The 21,946-nt window shown below is 72.6% G+C and carries 25 protein-coding genes and 1 riboswitch; of the genes, 12 read left to right on the forward strand and 13 right to left on the reverse strand.

The annotated features are described in order from the left end of the window. Position 1 precedes the first annotated feature (1 nt). Entirely contained in the window at positions 2 to 1,114 is a 1,113-nt protein-coding gene (locus tag ACIG3E_RS14615) for a GNAT family N-acetyltransferase (protein ID WP_399615529.1), read from the forward strand. Positions 1,115 to 1,201: 87 nt separating this feature from the next. Here ACIG3E_RS14615 and ACIG3E_RS14620 read toward each other — a convergent pair whose 3' ends face one another. Both ACIG3E_RS14620 and ACIG3E_RS14625 read right to left on the reverse strand, forming a co-directional pair. Beyond that, positions 1,202 to 1,456, reverse strand: coding sequence for a DUF4031 domain-containing protein (locus ACIG3E_RS14620; protein ID WP_399615531.1), 255 nt, complete (start codon positions 1,454 to 1,456; stop codon positions 1,202 to 1,204). After that, positions 1,453 to 1,809: a hypothetical protein gene (locus tag ACIG3E_RS14625; RefSeq protein ID WP_399615533.1), complete on the reverse strand. Its 357-nt coding sequence runs from the start codon at positions 1,807 to 1,809 to the stop codon at positions 1,453 to 1,455. Before ACIG3E_RS14625 ends, ACIG3E_RS14620 begins: the two co-directional genes overlap by 4 nt. Positions 1,810 to 1,892: 83 nt before the next feature. Here ACIG3E_RS14625 and ACIG3E_RS14630 point away from each other — a divergent pair, with 83 nt between their 5' ends. Further along, positions 1,893 to 2,804, forward strand: a complete 912-nt coding sequence (locus ACIG3E_RS14630) for a MurR/RpiR family transcriptional regulator (protein ID WP_399615535.1) — start codon at positions 1,893 to 1,895, stop codon at positions 2,802 to 2,804. Between the two features lie 105 nt (positions 2,805 to 2,909). Next, the gene (murQ, locus tag ACIG3E_RS14635; RefSeq protein WP_399615537.1) at positions 2,910 to 3,860 is read left to right on the forward strand and encodes an N-acetylmuramic acid 6-phosphate etherase; all 951 of its coding nucleotides are present in this window, start codon (positions 2,910 to 2,912) and stop codon (positions 3,858 to 3,860) included. Here murQ and ACIG3E_RS14640 read toward each other — a convergent pair. The 4 genes from ACIG3E_RS14640 to ACIG3E_RS14655 all read right to left on the reverse strand — a co-directional run bounded on the left by ACIG3E_RS14640 (position 3,857) and on the right by ACIG3E_RS14655 (position 4,929). Then, on the reverse strand, positions 3,857 to 4,030 hold the full coding sequence (locus tag ACIG3E_RS14640) for a hypothetical protein (protein WP_158857758.1): 174 nt from the start codon (positions 4,028 to 4,030) through the stop codon (positions 3,857 to 3,859). The genes murQ and ACIG3E_RS14640 overlap by 4 nt on opposite strands. 186 nt (positions 4,031 to 4,216) lie before the next feature. After that, positions 4,217 to 4,396 carry a hypothetical protein gene (locus ACIG3E_RS14645; RefSeq protein ID WP_366791257.1) on the reverse strand — a complete coding sequence of 60 codons (180 nt, stop codon included), beginning with the start codon at positions 4,394 to 4,396 and terminating at the stop codon, positions 4,217 to 4,219. A 117-nt stretch (positions 4,397 to 4,513) separates the two neighbouring features. Then, positions 4,514 to 4,717: a hypothetical protein gene (locus ACIG3E_RS14650; RefSeq protein ID WP_399615540.1), complete on the reverse strand. Its 204-nt coding sequence runs from the start codon at positions 4,715 to 4,717 to the stop codon at positions 4,514 to 4,516. Then, positions 4,714 to 4,929, reverse strand: a complete 216-nt coding sequence (locus ACIG3E_RS14655; protein ID WP_242719405.1) for a hypothetical protein — start codon at positions 4,927 to 4,929, stop codon at positions 4,714 to 4,716. The genes ACIG3E_RS14650 and ACIG3E_RS14655 overlap by 4 nt, the downstream gene beginning before the upstream one ends. A 115-nt stretch (positions 4,930 to 5,044) precedes the next feature. Here ACIG3E_RS14655 and ACIG3E_RS14660 point away from each other — a divergent pair, with 115 nt between their 5' ends. After that, positions 5,045 to 5,884, forward strand: coding sequence for a Scr1 family TA system antitoxin-like transcriptional regulator (locus ACIG3E_RS14660; protein WP_399615542.1), 840 nt, complete (start codon positions 5,045 to 5,047; stop codon positions 5,882 to 5,884). Further along, positions 5,868 to 6,128, forward strand: coding sequence for a DUF397 domain-containing protein (locus ACIG3E_RS14665; protein ID WP_399615544.1), 261 nt, complete (start codon positions 5,868 to 5,870; stop codon positions 6,126 to 6,128). Before ACIG3E_RS14660 ends, ACIG3E_RS14665 begins: the two co-directional genes overlap by 17 nt. 86 nt (positions 6,129 to 6,214) lie before the next feature. Here ACIG3E_RS14665 and groL read toward each other — a convergent pair whose 3' ends face one another. The 4 genes from groL to thrC all read right to left on the reverse strand — a co-directional run bounded on the left by groL (position 6,215) and on the right by thrC (position 11,360). Beyond that, on the reverse strand, positions 6,215 to 7,837 hold the full coding sequence (gene groL, locus ACIG3E_RS14670) for a chaperonin GroEL (protein WP_030682188.1): 1,623 nt from the start codon (positions 7,835 to 7,837) through the stop codon (positions 6,215 to 6,217). A 1,138-nt stretch (positions 7,838 to 8,975) separates the two neighbouring features. Continuing rightward, a complete protein-coding gene (locus tag ACIG3E_RS14675; RefSeq protein WP_005315736.1) occupies positions 8,976 to 9,179 on the reverse strand; it encodes a cold-shock protein in 204 nt (67 codons plus the stop codon). 481 nt (positions 9,180 to 9,660) lie between these two features. After that, positions 9,661 to 9,936: a MoaD/ThiS family protein gene (locus ACIG3E_RS14680; RefSeq protein WP_399615547.1), complete on the reverse strand. Its 276-nt coding sequence runs from the start codon at positions 9,934 to 9,936 to the stop codon at positions 9,661 to 9,663. A gap of 101 nt (positions 9,937 to 10,037) precedes the next feature. Then, positions 10,038 to 11,360 (reverse strand): threonine synthase, encoded by a 1,323-nt coding sequence (thrC, locus tag ACIG3E_RS14685; RefSeq protein ID WP_399615549.1) that lies wholly within the window; start codon positions 11,358 to 11,360, stop codon positions 10,038 to 10,040. Next, positions 11,354 to 11,505, reverse strand: a riboswitch (SAM riboswitch). It overlaps the preceding gene by 7 nt. 170 nt (positions 11,506 to 11,675) lie before the next feature. On the opposite strand from thrC, the gene ACIG3E_RS14690 reads away from it, so the two are divergent. Beyond that, positions 11,676 to 12,671, forward strand: a complete 996-nt coding sequence (locus ACIG3E_RS14690) for a glucosyl-3-phosphoglycerate synthase (RefSeq protein ID WP_399615551.1) — start codon at positions 11,676 to 11,678, stop codon at positions 12,669 to 12,671. Between the two features lie 172 nt (positions 12,672 to 12,843). Then, positions 12,844 to 14,232, forward strand: coding sequence for a trehalose-6-phosphate synthase (locus ACIG3E_RS14695; RefSeq protein ID WP_399615554.1), 1,389 nt, complete (start codon positions 12,844 to 12,846; stop codon positions 14,230 to 14,232). A 4-nt stretch (positions 14,233 to 14,236) separates the two neighbouring features. On the opposite strand, the gene otsB is transcribed toward ACIG3E_RS14695, so the two are convergent. From otsB to ACIG3E_RS14710, 3 genes are read right to left on the reverse strand one after another with little or no spacing between them, the layout of a single operon-like run. Next, the gene (otsB, locus tag ACIG3E_RS14700) at positions 14,237 to 15,088 is read right to left on the reverse strand and encodes a trehalose-phosphatase (protein WP_399615556.1); all 852 of its coding nucleotides are present in this window, start codon (positions 15,086 to 15,088) and stop codon (positions 14,237 to 14,239) included. A 16-nt stretch (positions 15,089 to 15,104) separates the two neighbouring features. Beyond that, positions 15,105 to 15,362 carry a DUF3263 domain-containing protein gene (locus ACIG3E_RS14705; protein WP_399615558.1) on the reverse strand — a complete coding sequence of 86 codons (258 nt, stop codon included), beginning with the start codon at positions 15,360 to 15,362 and terminating at the stop codon, positions 15,105 to 15,107. Between the two features lie 40 nt (positions 15,363 to 15,402). Next, positions 15,403 to 16,623: an extracellular solute-binding protein gene (locus ACIG3E_RS14710; protein ID WP_399615824.1), complete on the reverse strand. Its 1,221-nt coding sequence runs from the start codon at positions 16,621 to 16,623 to the stop codon at positions 15,403 to 15,405. A 248-nt stretch (positions 16,624 to 16,871) separates the two neighbouring features. Between ACIG3E_RS14710 and ACIG3E_RS14715 the strand changes: the two genes are divergently transcribed. The 5 genes from ACIG3E_RS14715 to ACIG3E_RS14735 all read left to right on the forward strand — a co-directional run bounded on the left by ACIG3E_RS14715 (position 16,872) and on the right by ACIG3E_RS14735 (position 21,935). Beyond that, entirely contained in the window at positions 16,872 to 17,765 is an 894-nt protein-coding gene (locus tag ACIG3E_RS14715; RefSeq protein ID WP_399615560.1) for an SIS domain-containing protein, read from the forward strand. 71 nt (positions 17,766 to 17,836) lie between these two features. Continuing rightward, positions 17,837 to 18,835 (forward strand): ROK family protein, encoded by a 999-nt coding sequence (locus tag ACIG3E_RS14720; protein WP_399615562.1) that lies wholly within the window; start codon positions 17,837 to 17,839, stop codon positions 18,833 to 18,835. Then, entirely contained in the window at positions 18,835 to 19,974 is a 1,140-nt protein-coding gene (gene nagA / locus ACIG3E_RS14725) for an N-acetylglucosamine-6-phosphate deacetylase (RefSeq protein WP_399615564.1), read from the forward strand. The genes ACIG3E_RS14720 and nagA overlap by 1 nt, the downstream gene beginning before the upstream one ends. 130 nt (positions 19,975 to 20,104) lie before the next feature. Next, the gene (locus ACIG3E_RS14730) at positions 20,105 to 21,040 is read left to right on the forward strand and encodes a 1-phosphofructokinase family hexose kinase (RefSeq protein ID WP_399615566.1); all 936 of its coding nucleotides are present in this window, start codon (positions 20,105 to 20,107) and stop codon (positions 21,038 to 21,040) included. 46 nt (positions 21,041 to 21,086) lie between these two features. Continuing rightward, on the forward strand, positions 21,087 to 21,935 hold the full coding sequence (locus ACIG3E_RS14735) for a ketose-bisphosphate aldolase (RefSeq protein WP_399615569.1): 849 nt from the start codon (positions 21,087 to 21,089) through the stop codon (positions 21,933 to 21,935). The last annotated feature ends 11 nt before the right edge of the window (positions 21,936 to 21,946 follow it).

The following is a 21,946-nucleotide window of genomic DNA, read 5'->3' on the forward strand; positions in this document are numbered from 1 at the left end:
CATGCTGACGATGGGTGCGGACGAGATCGACGAGGCGGTGGCGCACGCCTGCGGCGCGCTGCGCGCGGTGGCGACGGCGGAGTACGACTGGACGCGGCCCGCGGGCGGCCTCCAGTGGAGCTGCCTGGCGACGGCGGAGCACGTGGTGAGCGACTTCACGGCGTACGCGGCCCAGCTCACGGGACGGGCGAAGGACGCGTACGTCCCGATCGACATCCGCCTCGACGAGGGCACGGGCCCCGCGGACGCGGTGCACGCCATCGAGGCGTCGGCCGGTCTGCTCGCGGCGGTGGTGCGCACGACGCCGAGGGGCGGGCGCGGCTTCCACCCGTTCCCGCACGGCAGCGCGGACGCGCACGGCTTCGCCGCCATGGGCATCGTGGAGCTGCTGCTGCACACGTACGACGTACTGAGCGCCTTCGAGGTGGCGTACGAGCCGCCGGAGCGGCTCTGCGAGGCCCTGCTCGCCTGGCAGTTCCCGCACGTGCCGCCCGCCCGGGACGGCGCGTCGCACTGGCGGACGCTGCTGTGGGCGACGGGCCGGGGCACCCTGCCGGGGCGGTCCCGCCTGGAGCGCTGGCGCTGGCACAACCAGATCCACCTGCCCGCCGGGCCCGTGGCGCTCCTGGAGCTCGCGCCCCCGGCCCTCGCCGACCTCGCCGCGGGCGGCACCGGCGGCCTCGACTGGATCGCGGGCGGCCCGTGCGAGGGCACGCGGACCGGCGCCGGACTGATCGCGCAGGCGTACGCGGCGGGCACGCACCGCCCCGAGTGGGGCTCGTACGCGATCGTGCGGACCGCCGACCAGGTCGCGGTGGGCGCCATGGGCTTCCACGGCGCCCCCGACCACGAGGGCTGGGCGGAGCTCGGCTACGACCTGGCCCCCGCGGCCCGCGGCAACGGCTACGCCACGGAGGCCCTGCGCGCGCTGGCCGCCTGGGCTCTCGGCCTGCCCGGCGTCACCGGCCTGCGCGCGGTGGTGGACGAGGGCAACACGGCGTCGGAGGCGGTCCTGCGCAGGGCAGGCTTCGAACGGTCCACCGACCGCGAGAACCAGCGGACCTACACGATGTCAGCCCGCCCCAGCGACAGTTTCAGCCCGTCCGGCGTTTGAGGACGAGGCGCGAAGCGCCGAAAAACGGGGGTACGGGGGCGGAGCCCCCAGATCGGGAAGGGGTGGGCCCGGGGCGCCCCGCGAGGGCTACTTCCGCCGCCGCAGCCCCGCCGCAGTGAGCCTCCGCACCAGCTCCTTGGACCCCACCTCAAGAGCCCCCGCGGCCACAGCGGCCCCGTACCGCTCCGCAGGCACGTCATAGTGATCCCGCTCGAAGGCCCGCCGAGGCGCCCCGATCCGCGCGGCGAACGCGTGCAGCTCCTCGTACGAGACGTCGCTGACGAGGTGGGACCAGAGCCGCCCGTGGCCGGGCCACACCGGCGGGTCGATGTACAGCGTCACGACAGCCTGCCCACCGGCGCCACGACGACCCCGGCCTTGCCGCACACCCAGTGCGGGTCGGGCCCGAGCTCCGGCTCCACGTCCAGGGCGTGCGGCTCCCCGGTGCCGCACACCGGGCACAGCGGCCAGCGGCCGTAGCGCTCCAGGATCCGGTCCTGTACGTCCTGGGCGACGAGCCCGGCGACGTACGCCGCGCCCTCGGGCCACTGCTCGACCCACCAGCGGCGGTGCGCCACGGACTCCTCGACGAAGGAGACCACGTCGGCCTGCGCGACCTCGCGCGCGGCGAGGTCGGCGAGGACCAGGGCGCGGGCCGCGTGCAACGCCTGCTCCAGCGGGTCAATCGTGTCCATGCAGCCATTGTCGCCCCCCGTGCCCCGCGGTGCGGTCGGCAGGAGTCTTGACCCGGTCACGACGGTGAAAATATCTTTCAGGAGTGACCTCTGACGTGAAGGAAATTTTCGCGGGCGGGGCTCCGCCCGCCCCGGCCGCCCTCGCGGCGAAGGTGCGCACGCTCGGGCCGTCGATGACCCGCTCCATGCAGCGCGTCGCCGAGGCCGTCGCGGGCGACCCGGCGGGCTGCGCCGCCCTCACGGTCACCGGCCTCGCCGAGCTCACCGGCACCAGCGAGGCCACGGTCGTGCGCACCGCCCGCCTCCTCGGCTACCCCGGCTACCGCGACCTCAGGCTCGCCCTCGCCGGGCTCGCCGCCCAGCAGCAGTCGGGCCGCGCCCCGGCCGTCACGGCGGACATCGCCGTGGACGACCCGATCGCCGACGTCGTCGCCAAGCTGGCGTACGACGAGCAGCAGACCCTCGCCGACACGGCCGCCGGGCTCGACACGGTGCAGCTCGGGGCGGCCGTCGCCGCGCTCGCCTCGGCCCGCCGCACGGAGATCTACGGCGTGGCCGCGTCGGGGCTCGTCGCCCAGGACCTCGCGCAGAAGCTCCTGCGCATCGGCCAGGTCGCGCACGCGCACTCGGACCCGCACCTGGCCGTCACCAACGCGGTGACGCTGCGCGCGAAGGACGTGGCCATCGCGATCACCCACTCCGGTTCGACGGGCGACGTCATCGAGCCGCTGCGGGTCGCCTTCGAGCACGGCGCCACGACGATCGCCGTCACCGGCCGCCCCGAGGGCCTCGTCTCGCAGTACGCCGACCACATACTGACCACCTCCACCGCCCGCGAGAGCGAGCTGCGCCCGGCGGCCATGTCGTCCCGTACGAGCCAACTCCTGGTCGTGGACTGCCTGTTCGTGGGCGTGGCCCAGCGCACGTACGAGACGGCTGCGCCTGCGCTCGCGGCATCGTACGAAGCCCTGGCCCATCGGCACCGGAACGGCTGAGCCCCTGCCTTGGCGCGGCCCTTTGTCGCGCTTCGCGCTCGTCCTCAAACGCCGGACGGGCTTGAGTACACCGCCCGCCTCTCCCCCGAAAGAGTCGCAGCACCCATGACCCCCTCCCCCGACGGCTACGGCGAACTACGTGCCGAGCTCGCGTCCCTCACCACCGAGGCCTTCCGGCCCGAGCTCGCCGAGATCGACCGGCTGCCCACCGAGGACATCGCCCGGATCATGAACGGCGAAGACGCGACCGTCCCCACCGCCGTCGCCGCGCAGCTCCCCCGGATCGCCGCCGCGATCGACGCCACGGCGGAGCGCATGGCGCGCGGCGGCCGCCTGGTCTACGCGGGCGCGGGCACGGCCGGGCGCCTCGGCGTCCTGGACGCGTCCGAGTGCCCGCCGACCTTCAACACCGACCCCGGTGACGTCGTCGGCCTGATCGCGGGCGGGCCGACCGCGATGGTCACGGCGGTCGAGGGCGCGGAGGACAGCAAGGCCCTGGCCGCCGAGGACCTGACGGCGCTCGCGCTCACCCCCGACGACACGGTCGTCGGCATCTCGGCCTCCGGCCGCACGCCGTACGCGATCGGCGCCGTCGAGCACGCGCGCGCCCTCGGAGCCCTGACGATCGGCCTGTCCTGCAACGCGGACAGCGCGCTCGCGGCGGCCGCCGAGCACGGCATCGAGGTCGTCGTCGGCCCCGAACTCCTCACCGGCTCCACCCGCCTGAAGGCGGGCACGGCGCAAAAACTGGTCCTCAACATGATCTCGACGATCACGATGATCCGCCTGGGCAAGACGTACGGGAACCTGATGGTCGACGTCCGCGCCTCCAACGAGAAGCTGCGCGCCCGCTCCCGCCGCATCGTCTCCCTCGCCACGGGCGCCCCCGACGACGAGATCGAACGCGCCCTGGCCGCGACGGACGGCGAGGTCAAGCCCGCGATCCTCACGATCCTCGGCGCGGTGGACACCCCCACGGCGACCCGCCTCCTGTCGGAGACGAACGGCAACCTCCGCGCGGCCCTCGCGGCGACGAGGCCTGGCCTGCGGGGCTAGGACGGCCTGCCGTTCCAGTCCAGACGCCATCCGTCATCGACGTTCAGGACGGCTTCGAGGAACTCGTACCGCCCCACCTCGCGGGCGGCGTCCGGAACGGTGGCCCCAAGGCGTTCCGCCACGCTCAGGGCGAGCTCGTACAACGATGCCCACGCCATCTGATCCGACATGGGCCCTTTGATGACACCCGCTGCGTCCGCCATGGTCACTCGCCTACGTCCAGATCGTGTTGCAGTCCATGCACTGAAACCTTCCATCAGGGTGCATCATCACGCTCTTGCTTCCGCATGCGGGGCAGGTGTCGCTGCCCAACGGACGTGCACACGGCGGTTCGCGCATGGCGGAGCGCCCTTTGGCTAGGCGTAGTCGTCGGGAGCGCCTCCGTGCTGGTCCTGCGGCCACGCGACGCGGCAGTCCAGGCACGTGAAGCGGTACTCCACCTCGCCCGTCCTCGGGTTCACGGCCTGCGACAGGATCAGATGAACGTCCCCGCACTTGATGCAGCGGGCAGGCGGATTGCTCGGCCGGTAGCTCATGCGCCCAGTCTCCCGCGCAACTGCGGTTTCTTCAGCCGGTGTTCAGCAGTGTCGCGTCACGCCCGGCCGCCCGGACGAACGCGGCGGCCTCGTCGACCGCTCCCGCCGCCCCACCCGTCACGGAAGCCGCCCTTCCCGGTTCACCTGGCGGACGCGGGCCCTCAGCACCTCCCCCGTCGACGCCGGGGCCGTCGACTCCGGTGGGCAGTCCCACTCCCGGCCGCCGCCCACCGGCCGCAGCTGTACGTAGCCGCCCTCGTGGCCCATCACCTGGCCGACGCTGCCGTCCCGTACGTCGACCGCGTACTCCCCCGGGCTCACTTCGCCGCCCCGCGCAACACCGCGACCAGGCGCATCGCCGTGTCCAGGTTGCACCTCCCCAACTCCACCAGCGGGTACGGGGCCTCGGCCGCCATCGTCAGGGGGTCCACGCGCAGCGAGGGCAGCGTCAGCCCCAGCCGGGCCAGCTCCGCGCGCAGCGCCGCCACCGCGTCCTCGGCCGCGCGGCCCCTCTCCTCCGCCGTCATTGCCATGACCTACGCCTTTCTACTGAGTGTTCAACGTTCCTCACCCAGGGTGCTCACCCGCGCCTACCCTGAAAAGCGCAGGCCACCCAACAGTCCCCGGTGTCCGAGGAGTTCCCTGCCGATGACCCGCCCCAAAGACCTCGACCCGTCGTCCAACCCCCGCGCGTTACTGGGCGCGGAGCTGCGCCACGCTCGCGAGCGCGCCCGCCTCAGCCAGGAGGCCCTCGGCGCCCCGCTGTTCGTCAGCGGCTCCTTCATCGGCCAACTGGAGGCCGGTACCCGCAGGATGCACCTGGAGTACGCCCGCCACTTCGACGAGACCCTCGGCACGGGCGGCTTCTTCACCCGCAACTGCCGCGCCCTGGCGAAGTCGAAGTACCCCGACCACTTCGCGGAGGCAGCGGAGGCGGAGGCGGTCGCCACCTCGATCAAGGAGTACGCGCCGCTGCTGATCCCGGGGTTGTTGCAAACCCCGGGCTACGCCCGCGAGGTGTTCATCGCCCACCGCCCGACGGCACCGGAAGAGGTCATCGACGAACTCGTAGCGAACCGACTGGAACGAGCAGCACTCCTGAGTGACCCAACAACGCCCCTGATGTGGGCGGTGCTTGACGAGGCAGTCCTCCGCCGCACGGTCGGCGGGCCGGTCGTGATGGCCGAGGCGCTGCGACACGTCGCCAAGCTCGCGCGCAAGCGCAGGGTCATCGTGCAGGTGCTGCCGTTCAGCGCAGGTGCCCACACGTCGATGGGCGGCTCCCTCAAGCTGATGGCCTTCGAAGACGCACCTCCACTCGTCTACTTCGAAGGATCTGGCATCGGGCGGCTGGAGGACGATCCGGCAACCATCACCCGCTACGAACTCGCATACGATTTGTTGGGGGCCAATGCACTGTCCCAGCGCAAATCCTTGGCCCTGATCGAATCAGTGGCAGAGGATTACGCCCATGAGGATCAGCCCTGAGTACGACCTGAGCGCGGCTACGTGGCACAAGTCCACGTACAGCGACGGCAGCGGCGGCAACTGCCTGGAGATAGCCCGCTGGCGCAAGTCCACGTACAGCGGTGGGGACGGTGGCAACTGCCTGGAGGTGGCAGACGGCCACCCGGACGTCATCCCCGTCCGGGACTCCAAGGACCCCCTTGGCCCCCACCTCCTCTTCCACCCCCCGGCCTGGTCCGCCTTCATCAGCTCGCTGGAGGCGTAGGGCGGAAACGCCCGAGGGCGGCACCCCCTGCTGGAAGCAGGGGGTGCCGCCCTCGGGAAGGACGAGCCCGAGCCGAACGAACCGGCTCAGAAGTCCATGTCACCGCCGGGCATGCCGCCCGGAGCGGCCGGCGCGGCCTTCTCCGGCTTGTCGGCGATGACGGCCTCGGTGGTGAGGAACAGCGCGGCGATCGACGCGGCGTTCTGCAGCGCGGAGCGCGTGACCTTCGCCGGGTCGATGATGCCCTCGGCGATCATGTCCACGTACTCGCCGTTCGCGGCGTTCAGGCCGTGACCGGGGGTGAGGTTGCGGACCTTCTCCACGATGACGCCACCCTCAAGGCCAGCGTTCACGGAGATCTGCTTCAGCGGGGCCTCAAGCGCCAGCTTGACGGCGGCGGCACCGGTGGCCTCGTCGCCCTCCAGCTCCAGCTTCTCGAACACCGAGGAGGCCTGCAGCAGGGCCACGCCACCACCGGCGACGATGCCCTCCTCGACGGCCGCCTTCGCGTTGCGAACGGCGTCCTCGATGCGGTGCTTGCGCTCCTTGAGCTCGACCTCGGTCGCGGCACCGGCCTTGATGACGGCCACGCCGCCCGCGAGCTTCGCCAGGCGCTCCTGGAGCTTCTCGCGGTCGTAGTCCGAGTCGCTGTTCTCGATCTCGGCGCGGATCTGGTTCACCCGGCCCTGGACGGCCTCGGAGTCACCGGCACCGTCGACGATCGTGGTCTCGTCCTTGGTGATGACGACCTTGCGGGCGCGGCCGAGCAGGTCCAGACCGGCGTTCTCCAGCTTGAGGCCGACCTCCTCGGAGATGACCGTGCCGCCCGTGAGGATGGCGATGTCACCGAGCATGGCCTTGCGGCGGTCGCCGAAGCCCGGGGCCTTGACGGCGACGGACTTGAAGGTGCCACGGATCTTGTTGACGACCAGCGTGGACAGGGCCTCGCCCTCGACGTCCTCGGCGATGATCAGCAGCGGCTTGCCCGACTGCATGACCTTCTCCAGGAGCGGAAGGAGGTCCTTCACGTTGGAGATCTTGGAGTTGACGATGAGGATGTACGGGTCCTCGAGCGCGGCCTCCATGCGCTCCATGTCGGTCGCGAAGTACGCCGAGATGTAGCCCTTGTCGAAGCGCATGCCCTCGGTGAGCTCGAGCTCCAGACCGAAGGTCTGCGACTCCTCGACCGTGATGACGCCTTCCTTGCCGACCTTGTCCATGGCCTCGGCGATGAGCTCGCCGATCTGGGTGTCGGCGGCGGAGATGGAGGCCGTGGAGGCGATCTGCTCCTTGGTCTCGACCTCCTTGGCCTGGTCGAGCAGGGCGCCCGAGACGGCCTCGACGGCCTTCTCGATGCCGCGCTTCAGGGCCATGGGGTTGGCACCCGCGGCCACGTTGCGCAGGCCCTCGCGGACCAGCGCCTGGGCCAGGACGGTCGCGGTCGTCGTGCCGTCACCGGCGACGTCGTCCGTCTTCTTCGCGACCTCCTTGACCAGCTCGGCGCCGATCTTCTCGTACGGGTCCTCGAGCTCGATCTCCTTGGCGATGGACACACCATCGTTGGTGATCGTGGGGGCGCCCCACTTCTTCTCGAGGACGACGTTGCGACCCTTGGGGCCCAGGGTCACCTTGACGGCGTCGGCGAGCTGGTTCATGCCGCGCTCGAGGCCGCGCCGTGCCTCCTCGTCGAACGCGATGATCTTGGCCATGTGAAGTGGTCCTCCCGGACAGGGGTGGAAAAACTCGGACCGCGCCGGCGCCCGCGACGGACGGTCTGCCTGCCTTGTGGTTCCTTGCCCCACCCGGCCTGCGGACCTCACCCACCCGGTCCTTCTGTCACTCTCACTCGTAGAGTGCTAACGCCAATGATTAGCACTCGCCCCCTCCGAGTGCAAGGTCGCCCCCACACACTGGGGTCCGGCTTCCCCACTTCCCCCTGATCCCGTGGGCCCTCTTCCCCCCGCCCCCGTGGGCCCTCTTCCCCTCGCCCCCCGTGGGCCCTCTTCCCCTCGCCCCCCCCGTGGGCCCTCACGCCCCCTTGCCACCCATGGGCCCTCACGCCCCCTTGCCACCCGGTGGCCGGCGACGCCCCGGCGGCCCGGCGGCCTGCGGCGGCGCGCGGGCACCCGTGGGCCCTCACTTCCCCTGCCACCCGGGGCCCCTCGAAACCTGGGCTGCCGCCCCGGCCCCCTTTTCGAACGCGAGCCCCCGCCTGCCCCTCCCCTCGGGCGTGGCGCCGCCGCTGCCGCCTGCCCGTCCGTCGGGCGCGACCCGTCGCCCACGACACCGGCGCTACCGCGCCGGATGCTTTCCCACCCACCCGCCCGTTTGCTCGGCAGTACACCGCCCGGGCAGGGAAGCCCTCCCCCGCCAGTGGGCGGGAGACACCCGCAGCGCAGCGGCGGCGCAGGCTGCCGCCTGCCCGTCCCTCGGGTGCGGCCCGTCGCCCACGACACCGGCGCTACCGCGCCGGATGTCTCCCACCCACCCGCCCGTTTGCTCGGCAGTACACCGCCCGGGCAGGGAAGCCCCCCACCACGAAGCCGCCTGGCCATGGGCGGGCGGGTGGGAGGCATCCGCCGCGGAGCGGCGGCGTAGAGGGCGAGCCCGCACCCAAGGGACGGACGGCAAGGCGCGCGGCCCGCCCGGGCCGGGAAGGCGACTGGCCATGGGCGGGCGGGCGGGAAAGCAACCGGCGCGGTAGCGGCGGCGGTGGCCCGGGGGTGAGGGGCGGCCGGAGGACAGGGGCCGGGACCCCGGTTGGGGTGGGGGCCAACAGAGGAGGGCCCGCCTCCCGAACCGGGAGGCGGGCCCACGCGTCGCTGGTGGCCGATCGCGCCAAGCCGATCAGACGGCGAGCTTGACCATGTCCGCCTGCGGACCCTTCTGGCCCTGCGAGATCTCGAACTCGACTCGCTGACCTTCTTCCAGGGTGCGGTAGCCGTCCATCTGAATCGCGCTGTAGTGGACGAATACATCCGCACCACCGTCGACCGCGATGAAGCCGTATCCCTTCTCCGCGTTGAACCACTTGACGGTGCCCTGAGCCATGCCTAACTCCCCTATTACTGGCCCTTGCGCAGGACCGCACTTCACGGACCCGGGTCAGACCTCACCCCCCATGGGTTGGGGGATGTGCGCCGGAACGCGTCGACCGCGGCTGAATGTATCTGTCCAACTGCCGTCTGCAACAGGTCAATCGGACGAGAATTCTGGGCACGGCCGATCGTCGATATGCGGAGAATTCACCGGCGTTCAGGGCAAGTCGGGCCAGACAAAAGCCACGTTCGGCTCAAATAGGCAGGACACTTTGGCTGCTTCTTGTCGGCTCCGCGGCCGACTTCACCGAGGCGACTCAGGCCGCCCGACATCAAAAACGAAGCTCCATTCCCAACTGTACCGCGCTCAACCATGCAGAATTGCCCCCTCCGCTTCTCTCGCGGAGGGGGCAATCGAGGTAACTCTGCGTAGGAACAAGAGCCGTTGTATACGAAACGGCTCCACGAGCACCCCGCAGGGGCTTCGGAACGGCTCAGCCGCCGGCGACCGCCGGAATGATCGAGACGCCCGCGCCGTCGGGCGTCGCGGTCTGGAGGCCCTGCTCGAAACGCACGTCGTCGTCATTGACGTACACGTTCACGAAGCGGCGCAGCTTGCCCTGGTCGTCCAGGACGCGGGCGCCGATCCCGGTGTGGTTCTTCTCCAGGTCGGCGATGACCTCGGCGAGGGTGGCCCCCTCGGCGCTCACTTCGGCCTGCCCGCCGGTGTACGTACGAAGGATGGTCGGGATGCGAACGTTGACGCTCATACTCTTCACCTCGGTAGTTCATGAGGGCGCCCCGGTCCAGGAGCGCCCGAAGGGGCACGGGGCACTGCGCGACCAGCCCAGTACGGCCCGCAGGGAAGTGATCAGCCCGCAAGCCCCGCGGCACGGAAGGCGTCCAGGCTCGGCCGAATGGTCGCGGTCGCCTGCGAGGACGCCGCGACGGCGTCAAGGGTCTTCAGGCCGTCCCCGGTGTTGAGGACGACCGTGGTGAGGGAGGTGTCGAGGAGCCCCTCCTCGATCAGCTTGCGCGTGACCCCGACGGTCACGCCACCCGCGGTCTCCGCGAAGATGCCCTCCGTGCGGGCGAGGAGCTTGATCGCGTCGACGACCTGCTCGTCGGTCACGTCCTCCACCGCGCCGCCCGTGCGCCGGGCGATGTCGAGCACGTACGGACCGTCGGCCGGGTTGCCGATGGCGAGGGACTTGGCGATGGTGTTCGGCTTCTGCGGGCGGACGACGTCGTGGCCCGCCTTGAAGGCGGCGGAGACCGGCGAGCAGCCCTCCGCCTGGGCGCCGAAGATCTTGTACGGCTTGTCCGCGACGAGGCCGAGCTTGATGAGTTCCTTGAGGCCCTTGTCGATCTTCGTGAGCTGCGATCCCGAGGCGATGGGGATCACGAGCTGGTCCGGCAGTTCCCAGCCGAGCTGCTCGCAGATCTCGTACGCGAGGGTCTTGGAGCCCTCGCCGTAGTACGGCCGCAGGTTCACGTTGACGAAGCCCCAGCCCTCGCCGAGCGGGTCGCCGATGAGCTCGGAGCAGAAGCGGTTCACGTCGTCGTAGTTGCCCTCGATGCCGACGAGCTCGCCGCCGTAGACCGCGGCCATGACGACCTTGCCCTGCTCCAGGTCGTGCGGGATGAACACGCAGGAGCGGAAGCCCGCGCGGGCGGCGGCGGCGCCGACGGCCCCGGCGAGGTTGCCCGTGGAGGAGCAGGAGAGCGTGGTGAAGCCGAAGGCGCGCGCGGCCTCAAGGGCCTGCGCGACGACGCGGTCCTTGAAGGAGTGCGTGGGGTTGCCGGAGTCGTCCTTGACGAACAACTTGCCCTGCTCGACGCCCAGTTCACGAGCCAGGTTGTCGGCCTTGACGAGCTTGGTCCAGCCGGGGTTCAGATTGGGCTTGTCCGCGACGTCGGCGGGGACGGGCAGCAGCGGGGCGTACCGCCAGATGTTGGCCGGTCCCGACTCGATCCTCGCGCGGAGCGCCTCGGGGTCTCCGACAGGGAGGTCGTACGCGACTTCGAGCGGGCCGAAACACTCGGCGCAGGCGAAGATCGGTCCGAGCGGGAAGACGGTGCCGCACTCGCGGCAGGAGAGACCCGAGGCGGGTCCCAGGTCGACGGTGGCGTCCGCGGGGGGCGTGGTGTCGACGGTCTGCACAGCCATGGAGGCGAGGCCCTTTCTCCTCATCTTCCTCGCGGCGCATCTCGCCACGAGACGGAATTGGCACCTTCCCGAGCCGGGAGCCTCGCGGTGCGCCGCTGGCGCTACGAGACCGGCTGGAGGGTTGCCGGGGCTTCAACGGGCCGTATCCCTCTGCCCCTCTGGATGAGCGGTATTCGGTTGTTGTACGCGGTGTGCCTGTGGCATCCGTGACGGACGGCGACCCCCGACATGCGATGGTCACCGGCCTTGTTCAAGACTGTAACCGACGGCCAGGACAGTTGAGATAGTCGTCCGAACCGCGAGATGGATCACATACGGCCACCAACGGGAGGAACCCGCGTGCTGGAAGAGGTCGAGCGCTGGCTGAGCAGGCGTTCCTGGTCCGTGACCGACCGCCCGCTGGACCGTCTCACCGCCGCGAAGCGGGCCTCGGGCACCACGGTGAGCGTCGTGCTGCCCGCCCTCGACGAGGAGCGGACGGTCGGGGAGATCGTCGCGGAGATCCGCCGCGAGCTGGTCGAGAAGGTCCCCCTGGTCGACGAGCTCGTGGTGGTGGACTCCGGCTCGCGGGATCGCACCGCGGAGGTGGCGCGCGCCGCGGGCGCCCGGGTCGTGCGCCGGGACGACATCCTGCCGCGCGTCCCGGCGGTGCCCGGCAAGGGCGAGGTCCTGTGGCGCTCGCTCCTGGTCACGCACGGTGACGTGATCGCGTTCGTGGACGCCGACCTGAAGGAGTTCTCGGCCGACTTCGTGACCGGCATCGTGGGCCCGCTGCTCACCGAGCCGGACGTGCACTTCGTGAAGGCCATGTACGACCGTCCGCTGACGATGCTCGACGGCCCGGGCGCCCCCGGCGACCCCGGCGGCGAGGGCCCCGGCGCCACGGCGGGCCAGGGCGGCCGCGTCACCGAGCTGATGGCACGCCCCCTGCTCAACATGCACTGGCCCCAGCTCGCGGGCTTCGTCCAGCCCCTCGGCGGCGAGTACGCGGCCCGCAGGTCGCTCCTGGAGCGCCTGCCGTTCCCGGTCGGGTACGGGGTGGAGCTCGGGCTGCTCGTGGACGCGCTGCACACCGTCGGCCTGGACGCGCTCGCGCAGGTCGACGTCGGGGTGCGCAAGCACCGGCACCAGGACGGGCAGGCCCTCGGGCGGATGGCCGCGTCGATCTACCGCACGGCGCAGCTGCGGCTCGCCCGCGCGCATCTGGTGCGGCCCGAGCTGACGCAGTTCGTCCGGGGGGCGGGGGGCTTCGAGCCGCGTACGTATGCGGTGGATACGGAGGAGCGGCCGCCTATGGTGGAGGTCGCGGAGTATGCGGCGCGGCGCGTGGCTTGAGCGGGCCTGCGGGGGCACCGGGGCTGGTTTTCGTCCGCGGGCCGTCCTGGGCTAGTCGCGCAGTTCCCCGCGCCCCTTCGGGGCGCTTGCCTTCGCGTCGAGTCCGGGAAGTGATGGGCCACTCGTACTGATGCGCGTTTACGGGCATCCCGGGCGGGCTAGGTTCGGCAACATGGTCTCCGTTCATGCCGCCGCCCGGGTTCTCGTCGCGTCCAATCGCGGCCCCGTCTCGTACGCCGTCGGTGATGACGGCGAGCTGACCGCGCGCCGCGGCGGGGGCGGGCTCGTGTCGGGGCTCAGCGCCATCGGCGACGAGGCGGACGCGCTGTGGGTGTGCTCGGCGCTCGGCGACGGCGACCGCGAGGCGGTGCGGCGCGGGGTCTCCGAGCCCGGCGTGCGCATGCTCGACATCGACGCGAAGACCCACGCGGCGGCGTACAACGGCATCGCGAACTCGGTGCTCTGGTTCGTGCACCACATGCTGTACCAGACGCCCCTGGAGCCGGAGTTCGGCCCGGAGTTCCGCGCCCAGTGGGCCGCCTACGAGCAGTACAACCAGGCCTTCGCGGAGGCGCTCGCCGAGAGCGCGGCGCCCGGCGCGGCGGTCCTGGTGCAGGACTACCACCTCGCGCTCGTCCCGGGGATGCTCCGCGAGCTCCGCGAGGACCTGCGGATCGGGCACTTCTCGCACACCCCGTGGGCGCCCGTCGACTACTTCCGGATGCTGCCCGACGACATCGCCGAGCGGCTGCTTCGCGGCATGCTGGGCGCGGACCGGCTCGGCTTCCTCACCGGGCGGTGGGCGGACGCGTTCACGGAGTGCTGCGTGCGGCTGCTCGGCGGCACGTCGGGGACGCGGGTCGGGGTGCACGGGCTCGGCGCGGACGCGGACTTCCTGCGGGAGCGGTCGCGGCGCGCGGACGTCGAGGAGCGGCTCGTGAGCCTGCGCGAACAGGTGGGCGCGGGCCGGAAGGTCATCGTCCGCGTGGACCGCACCGAGCTGTCGAAGAACATCGTCCGGGGCCTGCGGGCGTACGAGCTGCTGCTCGACGAGCACCCCGAGTGGCACGAGCGGGTGGTGCACGTCGCGTTCGCCTACCCCTCGCGGCAGGACCTCGCGGTCTACCGCGCCTACACGGCGGAGGTCTCCCGCGTCGCCGAGGCCATCAACACCCGCTTCGGCACGGCCGGTTGGACGCCGGTGGTGCTGCACGTCAAGGACGACTTCGCGCGCTCCCTCGCCGCGTACCGGATCGCCGACGTGGCCCTGGTCAACCCCATCCGGGACGGCATGAACCTGGTCGCCAAGGAGGTCCCCGTCGTCTCCGACGAGGGCTGCGCGCTCGTCCTGTCCCGGGAGGCGGGAGCCTATGAGGAGCTCGGCGAGGACGCGTTCGCGGTGAACCCGTACGACGTGACGGGGACGGCCGCCGCGCTCCACGAGGCCCTGCTCCTGCCCGCGGCGGAACGAGCCGAACGCACCAAACGCCTCGCCGTCGCGGCCACGGCCCTCCCCCCGACCCGCTGGTTCCTGGACCAGCTGGCGGCGCTGGAGGCGTAGGCCTTCAGGCCAGGGCCGCGGTCAGCCAGGCCAAGAGCCCGACCACACCCGCAGGGCCATCGACCACCAGGTCCGCGCGGGACGCCAGCTCCGCGACCTCCGCGCTGCCGCTGCACACAAGCAGCCCCCGCACCCCACCATCCGCCCGCAGCTTGTCCACCGCGGCGAACGCGGGCAGGTCCCCGAGGTCGTCCCCCGCGTAGAGGACCGACTCCGCGCCCACCTCGCGTACGTACTCGACGAGGGCCACGCCCTTGTCCACGCCGGGCGGCCGCAGCTCGAGGACCATCCGGCCGGGCTCGACGATCAGCCCGTGGCGGGCGGCGAGCTCGCCGAGGGGGCCGCGCAGGGCGTCGAAGGCGGCCTGGGGGTCCTCGGCCCGGCGCGTGTGCACCGCGACGGCCCGGCCCTTCTCCTCGATCCAGGTGCCCTGCCAGGCCCCGATCGCGTCGAGGAAGCCGGGCAGCTCGGCCCGTACGGCGGCGACGCCGGGGTGCGGCTCGGCCGCGCGCACGGTGCCGGTGACGGCGTCCCAGCGCTCCGCGCCGTAGTGCCCGAGCACGACGAGGTGCTCAAGGCCTGGGACGCCCGCGAAGCCGCCGTAGCGCACGGCGACGCCCGCGGGGCGGCCGGTGACGACCGCGACGGAGCGGACCCTCGGGGCGAGGGCGGCGAGCGCGGGGACGGCGTCCGGGTGGGCCCGGGCCCGCTCGGGGTCCGGCACGATGGCCGCGAGCGTGCCGTCGAAGTCCAGGGCGATCACGGCGCGTTCGGGGCGGGCCAGGATCGCGGCGAGGCCGTCGCGGCCCGCGGGGGTCAGTGGCTCGTACGGGGAGTGCGTGCGGTCGTCGCCCATGGGACCGACCCTAGCGTCAGCGCTCCGCGCGGCGTGCGGCGCGTACCCGTCGCAGGCGGTTCACGGTGACCGGGTCGTGGGCCAGGGCGCGCTCGTCGTCCAGCAGGGCGTTGAGGAGCTGGTAGTAGCGGACCGGGGCGAGGCCCAGGTCCTCGCGGATGGCCCGCTCCTTGGCACCGGGGCCGCTCCAGTTGCGCCGCTCCAGGGCCAGCACGGCCCTGGCCCGCGCGGACAGGCCGCCCTCGGCCCCGGAGGCCTCGGAGGGCTCGGGCACGGGAGGCTCCGCCTCAGGCACACCGTTCACCCGGCCCACGCTAGCTCGCGTTCTCCTCCGCCGCCGCCTTCGCGTCGAGCTGGCTCAGGATCGCCTGCGGGTCGCCGTTCGGGTCGACGGTCTTGCCGATGTACTTCTTGATCTGCACGGACACCTGGGCCCAGGACGTCTTGCCGACGGGGTACAGCTGGGAGGCGGGCAGCTCCTCCAGGAAGCCGCCGAGCTTCTTCGCGTCCGCCTTGTCGTCGGCCATCTCCTGGGACGCCGACGTGGTCACCGGCAGCAGGTCGTACTCGCGCGAGAAGTCCAGGACGTTCTTCTTGGAGTACGCGAAGTCGAGGAACTCGCGGATCTCCTTGCGGTGGCCGTTCTCCTTGAAGGCCATCATCCAGTCGGCGACGCCCATCGTGGACTGGGCCTTGCCGTTGACGCCGGGCATGGGGACCATGCCGTACTTCAGGTGCTTCTTGGCGGCCATCTGCATCAGCGTCGGGTGGCCGTTGAGCATGCCGACCTCGCCGCGCGTGAAGGCGGCGAAGGCCTCGGCGCGGTTGAGCTTGCCGGGCGGCGTCGGCCCGGTCAGGCCCTTGCCGACCAGCTCGTTCTTCAGCCAGGTGAACGTGTTGACGTTCTGCTTGGAGTCGAAGTCGTACGAGCCGACGTTGTCGGTGTAGCCGCCGCCCCCGCTGAGCAGCCACTGGTACGTCTCGGCCTGCGCCTCCTCCGGGCCGAGCGGCAGCGCGTACGGGATCTTCACGCCGCGCGCCTTGAGCTTCTTCGCGGCGGCCTGGAGCTCGCTCCAGCTCTCCGGCGGGGTGACCCCGGCGCTCTTGAAGAGCTTCTCGTTGAAGAACAGCAGGCGCGTGGACGCGGCGAACGGCATGCCGTACTGGACGCGGTTGAAGACGCCCGCCTTCGCCAGCGGCGCCAGGAAGTCGGCCTGGGTGGGGATGGAGAGCACGTCGTCGGCGCTGTACAGCTTGTCCTGCGCCGCGTAGTCCGCGTAAGCGCCGATCTGCGCGAGGTCGGGGGCCTCGCCGTCCGCGACCATCTCCTTGACCTTGCGGTCGACGTCCGTCCAGGAGTACACGGTCACGTCGACCTTGATGCCCGGGTGCTCGTCCTCGAACTTCTCGGCCAGCTCGCCCCAGTACTTCTTGGAGCTGTTCGCCGCCGAGTCGCCGTAGTCGGCCGCCACGAGCTTGAGGGTCACATCGCCCGATCCGCCCGATTCGCCGCATCCGGCGAGCAGCGCCGCCATGCTCAGTGCGGCCACCGCCGCCGTAAGGCCTGTCACGCGCCGCTGCACCGCTTTTTCCCACCCTTGCCGAGACTTACCGGAACGCGAGTCTCCCCCGCGTCGACACACCAGGTCTACACCACCCCAGTATCGCTTCTGCAACGGCGGTCACCCATTGCCCGGCCGGTCGCCCTGCTGCTAAGCACTGCTCGGGGCGCCGCCCGCGCGACGCCCGGCACAACTCCCGCACCGGCAAGGAGCCTTGGCACATGTCGCGTACCGCAAATGAGATAGCCACCCAGCCCGACTGCTGGCGGCGGGCCGCCGAGAGCGCCGCGGCCTTCGCCGGGCTTCCCGAGCCGGGCGAGCGGATCGCCGTGACCGGCTGCGGCACCTCGTGGTTCATGGCCCTCGCGTACGCGGCGCTGCGGGAGGCCGCGGGGCAGGGCGAGACGGACGCGTTCGCGGCGTCGGAGTTCCCCGCCGGGCGGCGCTACGACCGGGTCGTGGCGATCACCCGCTCCGGTACGACGACGGAGGTGCTCGACCTGCTCGGGCGGGTGCGGGGCGGCGTGCCGACGCTGGCCCTGACCGCCGACCCGAAGACGCCGGTCATGGCCGCCGCCGACGCGGTGGCCGTCCTGGACTGGGCGGACGAGGAGTCCGTCGTGCAGACCCGGTTCGCGACCACGGCGCTGGCCTTCCTGCGGGCCGGGCTCGGCGCGCTCTCGGGAGTCAAGCCGGTCGCCGAGGCCGCGGCGGACGCCGAGCGCACGCTCGCCGAGCCGCTGCCACAGGCGGTGGTCGCGGCGGAGCAGTGGACGTTCCTCGGCCGCGGCTGGACGTACGGGCTCGCCCTGGAGGCGGGCCTGAAGATGCGGGAGGCCGCGGGCGCGTGGACGGAGGCGTACCCGGCCATGGAGTACCGGCACGGGCCGATCTCCGTCACCGCGCCGGGCCGCGTGGCGTGGATGTTCGGGGCGCTGCCGGAGGGCCTCGCGGACGACGTCGCCCGGGTCGGCGGCCACCTGGAGGCGCGCGCCGACGTCGACCCCCTCGCCGACCTGATCCGCGCCCAGCGCCTGGCCGTGCGCCTGGCCGAGGACCGGGGGCAGGACCCGGACCGGCCGCGCAACCTGACCCGGAGCGTGGTCCTCAAGTAGCCGGACCCCAGTCCGGCACGGTGTGCACACTGGACTAGACCTCTTGCGGGGTCACACGCGACACTGTCCCCGTGAGACATGTCATCGCCCTGGACGTGGGCGGCACCGGAATGAAGGCCGCCCTGGTCGGGGCGGACGGCACGCTGCTGCACGAGGCGCGCCGCCCCACCGGCCGTGAGCGCGGCGCGAACGCCGTGGTCGAGTCGATCCTGGACTTCGCCGCGGAGCTGCGCGCCCACGGCGTGGCCCACCTCGGCGAGCCCGCCGCCGCGGTGGGCGTCGCGGTCCCCGGCATCGTCGACGCCGAGCGCGGCCTCGCCGTGTACGCGGCGAACCTCGGCTGGACCGACGTACCGCTGCGCGACCTGATCAGCGCCCGCCTCGGGGGCGTCCCCGTGGCGCTCGGCCACGACGTGCGCACCGGCGGCCTCGCCGAGGGCCGCCTCGGCGCGGGCCGGGGCACGGCGCGCTTCCTGTTCGTGCCGCTTGGCACCGGCATCGCGGGCGCCATCGGCATCGACGGGGTCATCGAGCCCGGCGCGCACGGCTCGGCGGGCGAGATCGGCCACATCGTCGTCCGGCCCGGCGGCCCGCCCTGCGGCTGCGGCCAGCGCGGCTGTCTGGAGCGGCTCGCCTCGGCGTCCGCCGTGAGCAAGGCGTGGGCCGAGGCGAGCGGCGACCCGGCGGCGGACGCCGCGGACTGCGCGAAGGCGGTGCGCTCCGGCGACCCGCGCGCGGCCGCGGTCTGGCAGCACGCCGTGGACGCCCTCGCCGACGGCCTGTTGACGGCCCTCACCCTCCTGGACCCCGACACGCTGATCATCGGCGGCGGCCTCGCGGAGGCCGGGGACACGCTGTTCACGCCGCTGCGCCAGGCGGTGGCGGACCGCGTGGTGCAGTTCCAGACGCTGCCCGGGATCGTCCCAGCGGCGCTCGGCGACGCCGCGGGCTGCCTCGGCGCGGGCCTGCTCGCCTGGGACCTGCTCACGCCGGAGGGCCCGCGTACCGATACACCGACCACCACCGTGAACGACACCCCCACCGACGCATCCCCGGAGGTAACCACCTGATGGCCACTAGCAAGGTTCTCGCCGGTGCCCGGGTGGTCCTGCCCACCGGGACCGTGGACGGCGGCCGCGTCATCGTGGACGGCACGCGCATCGCCGGGAGCGCTCCCGCGGACGCCGAGACGATCGACCTGACCGGCCACTGGCTCGTCCCCGGCTTCGTGGACATGCACAACCACGGCGGCGGCGGCGCGTCCTTCACCAACGGCACGGTCGACGACATCCTGCACGGCGTCCAGACGCACCGCCTGCACGGCACGACCACCCTCGTCGCCTCCACGGTCACCGGCGAGATGGACGCCCTCGCGCAGCGCGCGGGCCTGCTCAGCGAGCTGGCCGAGCAGGGCGAGATCGCGGGCGTCCACTTCGAGGGCCCGTTCATCTCGCCGTGCCGCAAGGGCGCGCACAGCGAGTCCCTGCTGCGCCACCCGGACCCGGCGGAGGTCCGCAAGCTGCTCGACGCGGCCCGCGGCCAGGCCAAGATGGTCACCCTCGCCACCGAACTGCCCGGCGGCATCGACTCCGTGCGCCTGCTCGCCGAGCACGGCGTGATCGCCGCGATCGGCCACACCGACGCCACGTACGAGCAGACGGCGGCGGCCGTCGACGCGGGCGCCACCGTGGCCACGCACCTGTACAACGCGATGCCGGGGCTCGGCCACCGCGCGCCGGGGCCCATCGCCGCGCTCCTGGAGGACGAGCGGGTCACCGTCGAGCTGATCGACGACGGCACGCATCTGCACCCGGCCGCCTTCCAGTTGGCCTTCCACCGCGCGGGCGCCGACCGGGTCGCGCTCATCACGGACGCGATGGACGCGGCGGGCTTCGGCGACGGCACGTACCACCTCGGCCCGCTGGAGGTCGTGGTGTCGGAGGGCGTCGCGCGGCTCGCCGAGGGCGGCGCCATCGCGGGTTCTACTCTGACTCTGGATAGAGCGTTCTACCGCGCGGTGACAGTGGACGGGCTGCCCGTCGAGGACGTCGTCACCGCGATCTCCGCGACCCCGGCGAAGGTGCTCGGCCTCTACGACCGGGTCGGCTCCCTGGAGCCCGGCAAGGACGCCGATCTCGTCGTCCTGGACGCGGACTTCGCGCTCAAGGGCGTGCTGCGCAAGGGCGAGTGGGTCATCGACCCGCGGTGAGGCGCGCGCGGCCGCGCGTGAACCGGTCGCAGTGAGGCGGTTGGCCCCGAGGTCTGGGCCAACCGCCTTCTTTTTGGCATGATCAGGCCCCGAAAGCCGTACTGGAACAGGCGTCTCGGGGGGTGAAGCTGTGATCGTCACGGTCACGCTCAACGCCGCCCTCGACCTCACCTATCGCGTCCCGGCCCTCACGCCCCACACCACCCACCGCGTCACCGAGGTGACCGAACGCGCGGGCGGCAAGGGCGTGAACGTGGCGCGGGTGCTCGCCGCGCTCGGCCACACCGTGACGGTGACCGGCTTCGCGGGCGGCCCCACCGGGCGCACCCTGCGCGACCACCTCACGCGCATCCCCGGCCTCGTGGACGCGCTGCGCCCCGTCGAGGGCCCGACCCGCCGCACCCTCGCCGTCGTGGACGCCCGCACCGGCGACACCACGCAGCTCAACGAGCCGGGCCCGGCCGTGTCGCCCGCCGAGTGGTCCGGATTCCTCACCGCGTACGAGGCGTTGGTGGGGGGCGGCGGCGTCACCGCCGTGGCGCTGTGCGGCAGCCTGCCGCCGGGTGTCCCGGTCGGCGCGTACGCCCTCCTGGTGCGGGCGGCGCGCGCCGCCCGCGTGCCCGTGCTGCTCGACACCAGCGGCGAGCCGCTGCGCCGCGGCGTCGCCGCCCGCCCCGACCTCGTCAAGCCGAACGCCGAGGAACTCGCCGAACTCACCGGCGCCCACGAGCCGTCGAGGGCCACCCGCGACGCCCGCCGCAGGGGCGCGCACGCCGTCGTCGCCTCCCTCGGCGCCGACGGCCTCCTGGCCGTCACCCCCGAGGGCACCTGGCGGGCGACGCCGCCCGCCGCCGTGCACGGCAATCCGACGGGCGCGGGCGACTCGGCAGTCGCGGGCCTGCTCTCCGGCCTGGTGGAGGGCCTGTCCTGGCCGGACCGGCTCGCCCGGGCGGCGGCCCTGGCGGCGGCGACCGTCGCGGCGCCCGCCGCGGGCGAGTTCGACCGGGCGGTGTACGAGGACGTCCTGCCGAAGGTGACGGTGAGCGGCAAGGCGTCGGCCGCGTAACGGGGTTGGGCGACACGGGCCGCGCGCGCCCGGGAATGAGGGCACCATGCCACTGATCACCACCGGCGAGCTGATCGGCCGGGCCCGTGCCGAGGGACGCGGCCTCGCCGCCTTCAACGTCATCACCCTGGAGCACGCGGAGGCCATCGCGCTCGGCGCGGAGCGCGCGGGCCGCGCGGCCGTGCTCCAGATATCCGAGAACGCGGTGCGGTTCCACGGCGGCGCCCTCACCCCGATCGCCCAGGCCGCCGCGGCCGTCGCCCACGCCTCCTCGGCCCCGCTGTCCCTGCACCTGGACCACGTCACGGACGTGGACCTGCTGCGGGCCGCGCACCCCGCGGGCTTCAGCTCCGTGATGTTCGACGCCTCGAAGCTGTCGTACGCGGAGAACGTGAAGGCCACGGCGGACGCGGTGCGTTGGGGACACGAGCGGGACATCTGGGTCGAGGCGGAGCTGGGCCGCGTGGGTGGCAAGGAGGGCGAGGCGCCCCTGGACGCGCACGCGCCCGGCGTGCGCACGGACCCGGACGAGGCCGTCGCCTACGTCGCCGACACCGGGGTCGACGCCCTCGCCGTCGCGGTCGGCTCCCAGCACGCCATGACGGAGCGCTCGGCCTCCCTGGACCACGCGCTGATCCGCGCCCTGCGCGCGCGGGTTCCCGTGCCGCTGGTCCTGCACGGGTCGAGCGGCGTCCCCGACGCGGAGATCCGCGCGGCGATCGCCGCCGGGGTGGTGAAGGTGAACGTGGGCACGGCCCTGAACACCGGCTTCACCGGAGCGGTACGCCACTTCCTGGCCGAAGACACAGGGACGGTGGACCCCCGCAAGTACCTCACCCCCGCGCGCGCGGCGATGGCCGACGTCGTGGCCCACTTCCTCACCGTTGTCGGCTGACAGCAAGCCCC

This window comes from Streptomyces sp. NPDC053474 (assembly GCF_044544845.1).
Taxonomy (GTDB): Bacteria; Actinomycetota; Actinomycetes; order Streptomycetales; family Streptomycetaceae; genus Streptomyces.

Coding starts and splice junctions, on each gene's coding strand:
- ACIG3E_RS14615 (WP_399615529.1), top strand. CDS start 2: ATGCTGACGATGGGTGCGGACGAGATCGACGAGGCGGTGGCGCACGCC.
- ACIG3E_RS14625 (WP_399615533.1), bottom strand. CDS start 1,809: ATGGACACGATTGACCCGCTGGAGCAGGCGTTGCACGCGGCCCGCGCC.
- murQ (WP_399615537.1), top strand. CDS start 2,910: ATGACCCCCTCCCCCGACGGCTACGGCGAACTACGTGCCGAGCTCGCG.
- ACIG3E_RS14640 (WP_158857758.1), bottom strand. CDS start 4,030: ATGTCGGATCAGATGGCGTGGGCATCGTTGTACGAGCTCGCCCTGAGC.
- ACIG3E_RS14645 (WP_366791257.1), bottom strand. CDS start 4,396: ATGAGCTACCGGCCGAGCAATCCGCCTGCCCGCTGCATCAAGTGCGGG.
- ACIG3E_RS14655 (WP_242719405.1), bottom strand. CDS start 4,929: ATGGCAATGACGGCGGAGGAGAGGGGCCGCGCGGCCGAGGACGCGGTG.
- ACIG3E_RS14660 (WP_399615542.1), top strand. CDS start 5,045: ATGACCCGCCCCAAAGACCTCGACCCGTCGTCCAACCCCCGCGCGTTA.
- ACIG3E_RS14665 (WP_399615544.1), top strand. CDS start 5,868: ATGAGGATCAGCCCTGAGTACGACCTGAGCGCGGCTACGTGGCACAAG.
- groL (WP_030682188.1), bottom strand. CDS start 7,837: ATGGCCAAGATCATCGCGTTCGACGAGGAGGCACGGCGCGGCCTCGAG.
- ACIG3E_RS14675 (WP_005315736.1), bottom strand. CDS start 9,179: ATGGCTCAGGGCACCGTCAAGTGGTTCAACGCGGAGAAGGGATACGGC.
- ACIG3E_RS14680 (WP_399615547.1), bottom strand. CDS start 9,936: ATGAGCGTCAACGTTCGCATCCCGACCATCCTTCGTACGTACACCGGC.
- thrC (WP_399615549.1), bottom strand. CDS start 11,360: ATGAGGAGAAAGGGCCTCGCCTCCATGGCTGTGCAGACCGTCGACACC.
- ACIG3E_RS14695 (WP_399615554.1), top strand. CDS start 12,844: ATGGTCTCCGTTCATGCCGCCGCCCGGGTTCTCGTCGCGTCCAATCGC.
- otsB (WP_399615556.1), bottom strand. CDS start 15,088: ATGGGCGACGACCGCACGCACTCCCCGTACGAGCCACTGACCCCCGCG.
- ACIG3E_RS14710 (WP_399615824.1), bottom strand. CDS start 16,623: ATGGCGGCGCTGCTCGCCGGATGCGGCGAATCGGGCGGATCGGGCGAT.
- ACIG3E_RS14715 (WP_399615560.1), top strand. CDS start 16,872: ATGTCGCGTACCGCAAATGAGATAGCCACCCAGCCCGACTGCTGGCGG.
- nagA (WP_399615564.1), top strand. CDS start 18,835: ATGGCCACTAGCAAGGTTCTCGCCGGTGCCCGGGTGGTCCTGCCCACC.
- ACIG3E_RS14735 (WP_399615569.1), top strand. CDS start 21,087: ATGCCACTGATCACCACCGGCGAGCTGATCGGCCGGGCCCGTGCCGAG.